The organism is Streptomyces sp. NPDC057654, assembly GCF_042800135.1.
Lineage (GTDB): Bacteria > Actinomycetota > Actinomycetes > Streptomycetales > Streptomycetaceae > Streptomyces.
On the sequence record NZ_JBHVHQ010000277.1, the window covers coordinates 1 to 9514 of the forward strand.

A 9514-nucleotide genomic window follows, 5' to 3' on the forward strand; every position below is an offset into this window, starting at 1 on the left:
GGCGGGGAGTTGATCGACTTCGTCGCCGGGCGGCTCTCCGCGCACAAGCGGCCGCGCCGGGTCCGCTTCATCGAGGAGCTGCCGAGGAACGCGATGGGGAAGCCGCAGAAGAAGCTGCTTCCTCCGGCGTAGGCCCGTCCTCCGGTGCGGCGCCGTCGGCCGCCGCACCGCCGCGCGCGAGCAGCCAGTACAGGGCGGCCGGCACGATCAGCCCCACGATCCAGGAGATGTCCGCGCCGCCCAGCGGACCGACCACCGGCCCCGTGTAGAACGACGTCGCCAGGAACGGGAACTGGGCCAGCACCCCCACCCCGTACGCGATCAGGGCGGGCGCGCGCCACGCGCCGTACCGCCCGGCGGGGTCGCTGAGCGCCGGGATGTCGTAGCGCTCCTTGGAGATCAGATAGAAGTCGACCAGGTTGACGGCGCTCCACGGCGTGAAGAACGTCAGGAGGAAGAGCAGGAAGTCCTTGAAGGAGGACAGGAAGCTGTCCTTGCCGAGCAGCGCGACCGCCGTGCCCGCGACCATGATCCCGGCGATGTACGCGGCGCGGGCGCGCGGCGTGATGGTCCGCTGCTCGCGGAAGCCGCCGATGCTGGTCACCATCGACATGAAGCCGCCGTAGGTGTTGAGCACGTTGATGGTGAGCTTGCCGAACGCGATGACGAAGTACAGGGCCGCGGTGATCAGCGCCGCGTCCCCGCCCAGGCCGACGATGTAGGTGACCTCGTGCCCGACGAACGCGCCGCCCGCGGCGGTCGCCGCCAGCGCCCCGAAGGTCATCGACCACTGCGCCCCGAGCACGGAGCCGCCCAGCGTCCACCAGAAGGTGGCCCGGCCGGAGGTGGAGCGCGGCAGATAGCGGGAGTAGTCGGCGACGTACGGGCCGAACGCGAGCTGCCAGGACGCGGCCAGGGAGACCGCGAGCAGGAAGACGGGCAGGGCGAAGGAGCGGTCGTGCAGCAGCGCGCCGAGGTCGGCGCGGTGGAGCAGGCGCGCGCCGAGGTAGAGGAAGGCGACGGCGCAGACGACGGAGGCGACGCGGCCGAGCGCGTGGATGAGGCGGTAGCCGACGGCTGCCGTGACGCCGGTGACCAGTGCGAAGATCACGATGCCCGCGGTGTCGCCGAGGTGCGTCAGCTCGCCGACCGCCTGGCCGGCGAGGACCGTGCCGCTGGCGAAGAAGCCGATGTACATCAGGATGACCAGGAGCAGCGGCACGACGGCGCCGCGCACGCCGAACTGGGCACGGGAGGAGATCATTTGGGGCAGGCCGAGCTTGGGGCCCTGCGCGGAGTGCAGCGCCATGACGGCGCCGCCGAGCAGATTGCCGAGCAGCAGCCCGACCAGCGCCCAGAGCGCGGTCGCGCCGAAGACGACGGCGAGCGCGCCGGTGACGACGGCGGTGATCTGGAGGTTGGCGCCGAGCCAGAGCGTGAACTGGCTGAAGGCGGTGCCATGGCGTTCGTCGTCCGGGACGACGTCGATGGAGCGGCGTTCGATGGCCAATATCCCGTGCCTCCCTATGGCGGTGCGTTCGGGCGGGGCCCGGGGCTGCATATAGTCATGCACAGTCATAGGTGAGTGAATAGAAGTCAATAGTCCGGCGGGAAACGCCAGGAGGACAGCATGCAGGGCAATGGCGGGAGCGCCACCGAAAACGGCAGCTCAGGAGGGGTGTCCGGGGCCGCCGCGCGGCTTCAGAAGCTCTTCGAGGGGCACCGGCTGACCCCGACCCAGCGGCGCATCGCGCACTGCATGGTGCGGCAGGCGGGCGACGCGCCGTTCTACTCCAGCGTCGAACTCGCCGAACTGGCCGGCGTCAGCCAGCCCTCCGTCACCCGCTTCGCCGTCGCGCTCGGCTTCGACGGCTACCCGGCGCTGCGCCGCCACCTGCGCGAGGTCGCGCCGGGCGGGCAGTTCGCGGGGGAGGGGGCGGGCCGGCTCGCGGGCGAGGGCTCGTACAACGAATACCAGCAGGCCGTGCACGCCGAGATCGACAACCTGCGCCACCTCGCGGCGCTCCTCGCCGACCCGGCGCCCGTCGCCGAGGCCGGCCGGCTCCTCGCCCGCTCGCGCCCGCTGCCGGTCCTCGGGCTGCGCGCCGCCTCCGCCCAGGCCGCCGGATTCACGTACTTCGCCCGGAAGGTCCACCCGGACGTACGGCTCCTGGACGAGGGCGGCACGATGCTCGCGGACCGCGTGGACGCGGCCGTACGGGCGGGCGGCACCGCCCTGCTCTGCTTCGCGCTGCCGCGCCATCCGCGCGAGGTCGTCGAGGCGCTGGAGTACGCGCGCGGCGCGGGCCTGCGGGTGGTCACCGTCGCCGACAGTGCCTTCGCGCCCGTGGCACACCACAGCGACCTGCTGCTGCCGGCGGCCGTGGGGACCGGCCTGGCCTTCGACACGGCGTGCGCGCCGATGCTGCTGGGGCGGGTGCTGCTGGAGGCGATGTGCGACGAACTGCCGGACGCGCAGGCCAGGTTGGAGGAGTTCGACGCCAAGGCGACGGAGCGGGGCCTGTTCGCGGAATAGCGGGTTGGGCCGTTCGGGCTATTCGGCGCGGACCATCTCGGGGAACCGCTTCGAGTCCTTCGAGCCCTTCGGGTCCTTGTCCAGCAGGTGGTCGTCGGTCCCGCGCAGCCAGCGGTCGAAGAAGGAGACCGTGTACGCGCGCACGGCCGCGACCGCCCGCTCGGGGCGCACGGTCCCGATGTTCTTCGTGACGACGTCCGCCGGGACCGCGCCCTGGCGGGCGAGCTGCGGGAGGAGGGCGGCGGCATCGGTGTACGAGCCGTGCTGCCCGCCCTTCATCGTCAGGTTCGCGTGCCAGCCGCGGGTGTTCTTCCAGAACGCGTTCCAGGAGGGCTGTCGGCGGTAGTCCCCGGAGCCCTCGGCGTCGGTGCCCATCAGCAGGAACGGCCGGTCGAGCCCGTCGCGCGCGACGGAACTCAGCTCGCTGCCCTGACCGTTGGAGCCCTTGGCGTCGGGGAAGTCCATCTGGCCGTCCATATTGATCCCGGCCTTGATGCGCCGGTCGTCGTGCATGGCCTGGGCGGCGGTGAAGCCGCCGGCGGACTGCCCGGCCATGCCGACGCGGCGCAGGTCGAGGGAGTGGGCGAGGCCGCGGGGGAGCCCGTGCTCGTGGCGCAGCCCGCCGAGCCGGTCGAGGACGAAGCGGGTGTCGGCGACGCGGGTCTTCATGGACGTGCGCAGCACCGCGCCGACGTCCAGATCCGGCTGCTTGAGGAGATCCGGGAAGACGGAGGGCACGAGCCGCCCGCCGGGGAACTCGACCTCGGACGCCTCATGGGTGTGGTCCACGGTCACGACGACGTAGCCGCGGGAGGCCAGCTCCTCCACGAGAGCGGTGTTCCAGGTTCGCGGGTCGCCGAGCCCCGCCGAGTAGAGGACGACGGGCCGCTTGCCGCCGCCGCCACGCGCGACGGGCGCGCCTTCGACGGCGTGGGTGCGGGTGGCGGCCCAGTCGGTCGCGCCGACGGGAAGGCTGTGATTGAAGGAGGCGGCGCCGTCGGCGGACCCGAAGTGCGCCGCGGCCTCCGGCCGCATGTAGGGGGCGGTGCGCTGGCCGCTTCCCCCGGCGGGGTACCAGAAGCTGACCATCACCTCCCGCCGCTCCGCGGGCTTCCAGGGGTCGGCCCGGCTGTGGTCGGTGAGGCGCAGGGAACTGGTCCCGATCTTGTACGGCCCGGTGGGCGCGGGCAGCTCGGCACGCGCCGCCCGCTGAGCCCGTACGCCGACCGATTCCGTGCCGTGCGCCTGCGCCTGAACCGGCGCCGCCGCCCCCAGCACTCCGACGGCCGCCAGCGCGGCGACCCCCGCCATGACGTGGCGGCGGCCGGGCCGCCGAATGTTCCGCCTGCTGTCCTCGTACGCCGACATCACGCCAACTCCTCCCGAGCCCCGCCTCCACCGGCGGATCACTGCGGTCGACGCTATGGCGACGAGGGGGCACGGGGCGTCATACGACGGAGCCAAAGGGGCGGTGATACCGGGGTATGACGGGGCGGGGGCGGGCACGTTCGGGTGAGCGCCGCGCGAGAGCCCGCCCCGGCCCGCCCCGGCGGCGTAGGCTCGCAGCCATGACGGCCGCGGAGGACTACGAGCGCTTGCGCCACCTGCTGGACCGGCTCCCCCCGGACCGCGCGTCCCGCGCGCTGGCCCTGCTGCGGTCCGACCCCGACCTCGCCCCGTATGTGGACGAGGACGACACCATGCCACCGGCCATCGAACGCCCCGGATTCGCGGCATTCATCGGCATGGGCCGCTCCGGCCACTCCGACACCGCGCGCAGGCACCGCGAACTGATCCAGGAGTGGAGCGACGAGGACCGGTGAAGGAACACCTGCTGGACACCGGTGTCCTCTACGCGATCGCGGACGAAGGCGACGACGACCACCGCAGGTGCGTCAGCCACGTGAGCGCGCTGCGTGGACGCCTGCTGGTGCCGGCGCCGGTGGTAGCGGAGACCGGGTGGCTCATCGAGCGTCGGCTGGGCCCCGACGACGAAGCGGTCTTCATCGACCTCTTCGCCGTCGGCACGCTCGAAGTCGTCGACCTGGTCAGCGCGGACTACGTCCGCATCGCCGAACTGCTCCGGAAGTACGCGGACTTCCCGCTGGGCACGGTCGACGCGGCCGTCGTCGCCGTCGCCGAGCGGCTGAGGCTGACCGAGGTCGCCACCATCGACCGCCGCCACTTCTCCGCCGTGCGCCCCAAGCACGTGGAGGCGTTCACCCTCCTGCCGTAGCCGTCCTCGTCACCGCAGGCCGCTGAGGCCGTTCGTGTACTCGCCGCCGCTCTCCGCGACCAGGTCCGGGATGGACTGCGGGGCGCGTACGGGCGTGAAGCGGACCGTTTCGTCGGCTGGGTTGGTGGTGAAGCCGTAGATGCCGGGGCGGGGGAGGCTGTTGTAGGCGAAGTGGGTGGAGAAATAGTAGGCGCCGGTGTCGAGGAGGGCGGTGTGGTCGCCGGCTTCGAGGCGGGGGAGGGGGCGGTTTTCGGCGATGAGGTCGCCGGCGAAGCAGCAGGGGCCGGCTACGTCCTGGGGGAGGGGTTCGCCCGTTTTCGGGAGGCCCTTTTCGTCGAAGGCCGCGACGCGCAGCGGCCAGGACCGCGGGGCGAAGACGGTGCGCATCGCGACCTGGGCGCCCGCGTGCGTCACGGCGATGGCCCGGCCCCCGGCCGACTTGGCGTACTCGACGCGGGCGACGATCGTGCCGTTCTTCGCGAGCAGCGACCGGCCGAACTCCGTGACCAGGCCGTACCGCCCGTCGAACAGCCCCGGCGCGGTCTCGGCCAGCAGCCGGGCGTACGCGCGGTACGACGGATCGACGTCGTCGGAGGCGAAGTTCACCGGCAGCCCGCCGCCGATGTCGACCGTGTCGACCTGCTGCCGGCCCACCGTGCGGTTGATCTCCTCCGCCAGTTCGTACGTCTCCCGCACGCCGCGCGCCATCAGTTCCAGTGGCATCCCCTGCGACCCCACGTGCGCGTGCAGCCGCGTCAGCCAGGGGCGGTCGGCGAAGGCCCGTACGACCCACTCCCGCGCGCCCTCGTCGCGCAGCGCCACGCCGAACTTCGACGTCTTCGTGGCCGTGCTCAGCGCGCCGATCGAACCGCCGCCCACCTGCGGGTTCACCCGCAGACCCAGCGGGGAGGCCGTCGGCGCGGAGCGGGTGAGGGCGTCCAGGCGGGCCAGTTCATCCGGATTGTCGGCATTGAGGGCGATGCCGAGCGCGAGCGCCTCGCGCAATTCGGCCGGGGTCTTGGCGGGCGAGTCCAGGACCGTACGGTTCGGCGGCACGCCCGCCGCGCGGGCCAGCGCCAGCTCGCCGGGGCTGGCCACCTCGCAGCCCAGCCCCTCCTCGTACAGCAGCCGCAACACCGGCACCAGGGACGCCGCCTTCACCGCGAAGGCGTGCAGCACCTCCGTGCCGGGTGCGCTGACCTCCTCGAACGCCGCGCGCAGCGCCCTGGCGGAGGCGCGGATGCCCGTCACGTCCAGCAGCCCGACGACCGGTTCGGCCGGGCCGATCAGGCCCTGCTCCACGGCGGCCCGCACCGCGGCGTCGCGGCGCGCGGCCGACCCTTCGGCGTCTGAGATTCCTTGGTTCATCAACCTACTTCATCATTGAGACGGGCATCGGGGCCACCGTTGTGTGGCCTGTTCCACGCCCCCAGGCGGTGTTGACCTTCCACCGGAGCCGCAATAGCGTCACGGCGCCCCCTCGGCGGAACGGCGGTACGCCCGTGCGCGCTCTCCGGCTCCCCTCCCCTTCCCACCCCGACGTCGCCGTCGTCGGCAGCGGCGTCATCGGCGCGGCCTGCGCCGAGGCGCTCTCCCGGCGCGGCGCGCGCGTCGCCGTGCTCGACCACGCGGCCGTCAGCTCCGGCACCACGGCGCGCGGCGAGGGCAACCTCCTCGTCTCCGACAAACCGCCCGGCCCCGAACTCGATCTCGCCCGAGCCTCCCTGGCCCGCTGGCCGCTGCTCCTCGCGGCCCTCGCCGACGAACTGGGGCCGGGCCGCGCGGAGTGCGAGTACGAGCCGAAGGGCGGGCTCGTCGTCGCCACGGCCGAGGCGGGCGCGGCGGCCCTGGGCTCCTTCGCGGCGGCGCAGCGCGCGGCGGGCGTGACGGCCGTCGACCTCCCGGCCGGTGAAGTCCCGTCCTACGAACCGAACTTGACGCGCGACGTGCGCGCCGCCGTCTTCTACCCCGAGGACGCCCAGCTCCAGCCCGTACTGGCCGCCACCGCGCTGCTCGCCGCCGTACGGGCGCGGGGCGGGGAGGTACGTACGGGCGTCCGCGCGCTCGGCGTCGAGTGCCGGGGCGACGGCGCGGTGCGGGCGGTACGGACCTCGGCCGGGCCCGTGCCGTGCGGCGCGGTCGTCAACGCCTGCGGCCCGTGGGCGGGGGAGTTCGCGGCGGCCGCGGGGGCGCCGCTGCCGGTGCTGCCGCGGCGCGGCATGGTGCTCGTCACGGCGCCGCTGCCGCCGGGCGCCGTGCGGCACAAGGTGTACGACGCCGATTACGTCGGGGCCGTCGGCAGCGGCGACGCCGCGCTCCAGACCTCCACGGTGGTCGAGGCGACGCGCGCCGGGACCGTCCTCATCGGCTCCAGCCGCCAGCGCGTCGGCTTCGACGAGACGGTACGGGCGGTGGTGCTGAGCGTCTTGGCGCGGAAGGCCGCGGGGCTGTTCCCGGCGCTGCGGGACGTACCGGTGATGCGCGCGTACGGCGGCTTCCGCCCGTACACCCCCGACCACCTCCCCGTCATCGGCGAGGACCCCCGCCGCCGCGGCCTGTGGCACGCCACCGGCCACGAAGGCGCCGGCATCGGCCTCGCCGCCGCGACCGGCGAACTCCTCGCCGAGCTCTACGCGGGCGAGAAACCCCACCTCGACCCGGAGCCCTTCCGCGTCGCCCGCCCGGGTCTGGAGGCCGTCCCCTCATGACACCGCAGCAGCCGAAGCGGACCGTCCGCGTCGAGGTGGACGGCTGCCCCCAACTGGCCCTGCCGGGACAGTCCGTGGCCGCGGTGCTGCTGGCCATGGGACGTGTGGCGTGGCGCACGACGCGGGACGGGGGCCGCCCCCGCGGCCTGTTCTGCGGCATCGGCGTCTGCCACGACTGCCTGGTGGTCGTCAACGGCCTGCCGGATGTACGGGCTTGCCGACGGGAGGCCGCGGACGGGGACCGGATCGAGACACAGCGGGGGGCGGTGCTCCCTCCGGGAGGGGGCGGGGCCGGGGAGGGGGCGGCTGCCCCTACGGCTTCGGCCGCTGGGGGGCCGGGCGCGGCGGCTTCGGGGGCGCCGGCTCCGGCGACGGCGGGTGGGGGTGGGGTAGGTCCGGGCGTCGCAGCAGCGGAGGGGCACGGGGCGCGTCCCGGTGCGGGCGGTGCGGACGCTTCCGCCGAGGTTCCGGGCGGTGGGCGGCCTGGGCCCCCGGTGTCGGCGGCCGAGGGACGGCCGGTCGGGGGTGTGACTGCTGATGCCGGGCAGTGGGCCGAGGGGCCTGCCGCCGGGGCGGGGACGGTTGCGGGTGTGGTGGGTCCGGACGGCGGTCCGGGCGTCGGGGCGCCTCCCGATGCGGCCGGTGTGCGCGGTACGGACGCCTCCGCCGGGGGTCCGGGCGGTGCGCGGCCAGGACCGCCGATGTCGGCGGCCGAGGCGCGCGACGGTGCCGCCCCGACCCGGCACGTAGGGCGGCCCCCGGACGAGCCGCTCGTCGTAGTCGTCGGGGCCGGGCCCGCCGGGATGGCCGCGGCGTTGGCGGCGGGTGACGGCGGGGCGCGGGTGGTGCTGGTCGACGGGGGTGCGCGGGTCGGGGGGCAGTTTCACCGGCTGCCGCCCGCGGGGTTCTCCGGCGGAGGCGGGCATCCGCTGGAACGGTCGGTCGCCGACCACCCCCGCATCGAGTACCTGTCCCGCGCCGACGTATGGGCCCTGGAGCCGGGCCCCGGCCCCGGCCGCCGACACCTCGTCCACGTCCAGCAGGGCCCCGCCGACGGAACCCGCCGTACGCCCCGTACGCTCGCCGCCGACGCGCTCGTCCTGTGTACCGGCGCGTACGACCGTTCGTTGCCGTTCCCCGGCTGGGAACTGCCCGGCGTGGTGACGGCCGGCGCGGCGCAGGCGCTCGCGAAGGGGCAGCGGACCGCGATCGGGCGGCGCGTCGTCGTGGCCGGTACGGGACCGTTCCTGCTGCCCGTCGCCACCTCCCTGCTCGCCGTCGGCGCGCGCGTGCTCGGCGTGTACGAGGCCGGGTCCGCGGCCCGCTGGCTGCGGCACCCCGTCACCGCCGTCCGCGACGGAGGCCGTGCCAAGGCGTCCGAACTCTCCTCCTACGCCGCCGAACTGGCCCGGCACCGCGTCCCCTACCGCTCGCGCAGCGCCGTCGTCGCCGCGCACGGCCACGACCGCGTCGAAGCCGTCACCGTCGCCCGGCTCGATGCCGGGTGGCACATCAGGCCCGGCAGCGAACGCCGCCTCGAAGGCGTCGACGCCGTGTGCACCGGCTACGGCTTCACCCCCCAACTCGAACTCGCCCTCTCCGCGGGCTGCGCCCTCCGCGACGGCCACGTCATCGTCGACGCCCACCAGGCCACCACCGTGCCGGGCGTCTACGCGGCCGGGGACCTCACGGGGATCGGCGGAGCCGGCTCGGCCGCCGCCGAGGGGGAACTCGCCGGTGCCATCGCCGCTGCCGCGTCGCGGCTGACGGCGGGGCCTGTCGGCGCCCCCGCCAAGTCATCCGCCGCCACGCCGGAAATGAGCGACGCCGCCGCGTCCCGGGCCGACACTGCCGCGCCCGGCGGCCCCGCGTCGCCCGCCGCGCCTGCAAAGCCTGGTGCTTTCCCGGCACCCGCCGCCGAACCCCCGGAACCTGCCGCGCCCGCCGCCGCCCCGCCTACGACGCCGAGCCCTGTCGCTCCGCCTGGCGCGCCTGCGCCGCCCGGCGTCGCCGTCCCGCCGACCGGCGGTCCCA

8 protein-coding genes and 1 pseudogene are annotated in these 9514 nt (G+C 74.7%); 6 read left to right on the forward strand and 3 right to left on the reverse strand.

Features of this window, described 5'->3' with window-relative positions; all coding sequences use genetic code 11:
* A pseudogene (locus ACFU99_RS21010) lies at positions 1-126 on the forward strand (hypothetical protein); the annotation flags it as partial.
* Here the strand turns inward: ACFU99_RS21010 and ACFU99_RS21015 are convergent.
* Positions 68-1561, reverse strand: coding sequence for a purine-cytosine permease family protein (locus tag ACFU99_RS21015; RefSeq protein ID WP_384394189.1), 1494 nt, complete (start codon positions 1559-1561; stop codon positions 68-70). The pseudogene ACFU99_RS21010 and the gene ACFU99_RS21015 sit on opposite strands and share 59 nt — an antisense overlap.
* A 69-nt stretch (positions 1562-1630) precedes the next feature.
* Here ACFU99_RS21015 and ACFU99_RS21020 point away from each other — a divergent pair, with 69 nt between their 5' ends.
* Entirely contained in the window at positions 1631-2536 is a 906-nt protein-coding gene (locus ACFU99_RS21020; RefSeq protein ID WP_384394176.1) for a MurR/RpiR family transcriptional regulator, read from the forward strand.
* An 18-nt stretch (positions 2537-2554) separates the two neighbouring features.
* Here the strand turns inward: ACFU99_RS21020 and ACFU99_RS21025 are convergent, their stop codons facing one another.
* Complete coding sequence (locus ACFU99_RS21025) at positions 2555-3904, reverse strand: alpha/beta hydrolase family protein (protein WP_384394178.1); 1350 nt, start codon at positions 3902-3904, stop codon at positions 2555-2557.
* Positions 3905-4104: 200 nt separating this feature from the next.
* On the opposite strand from ACFU99_RS21025, the gene ACFU99_RS21030 reads away from it, so the two are divergent.
* Together ACFU99_RS21030 and ACFU99_RS21035 are read left to right on the forward strand one after the other, a co-directional pair.
* A complete protein-coding gene (locus ACFU99_RS21030; RefSeq protein ID WP_384394180.1) occupies positions 4105-4359 on the forward strand; it encodes a hypothetical protein in 255 nt (84 codons plus the stop codon).
* Positions 4356-4772, forward strand: a complete 417-nt coding sequence (locus ACFU99_RS21035; RefSeq protein WP_384394181.1) for a type II toxin-antitoxin system VapC family toxin — start codon at positions 4356-4358, stop codon at positions 4770-4772. Before ACFU99_RS21030 ends, ACFU99_RS21035 begins: the two co-directional genes overlap by 4 nt.
* Positions 4773-4781: 9 nt before the next feature.
* Here the strand turns inward: ACFU99_RS21035 and ACFU99_RS21040 are convergent, their stop codons facing one another.
* Positions 4782-6140 (reverse strand): diaminopimelate decarboxylase, encoded by a 1359-nt coding sequence (locus ACFU99_RS21040; RefSeq protein WP_384394183.1) that lies wholly within the window; start codon positions 6138-6140, stop codon positions 4782-4784.
* Between the two features lie 134 nt (positions 6141-6274).
* Between ACFU99_RS21040 and ACFU99_RS21045 the strand changes: the two genes are divergently transcribed.
* Entirely contained in the window at positions 6275-7480 is a 1206-nt protein-coding gene (locus tag ACFU99_RS21045) for an NAD(P)/FAD-dependent oxidoreductase (protein ID WP_384394185.1), read from the forward strand.
* Positions 7477-9514 (forward strand): FAD-dependent oxidoreductase (locus ACFU99_RS21050; RefSeq protein ID WP_384394187.1); only part of this gene is annotated, 2038 nt, incomplete at its 3' end. The genes ACFU99_RS21045 and ACFU99_RS21050, both read left to right, overlap by 4 nt.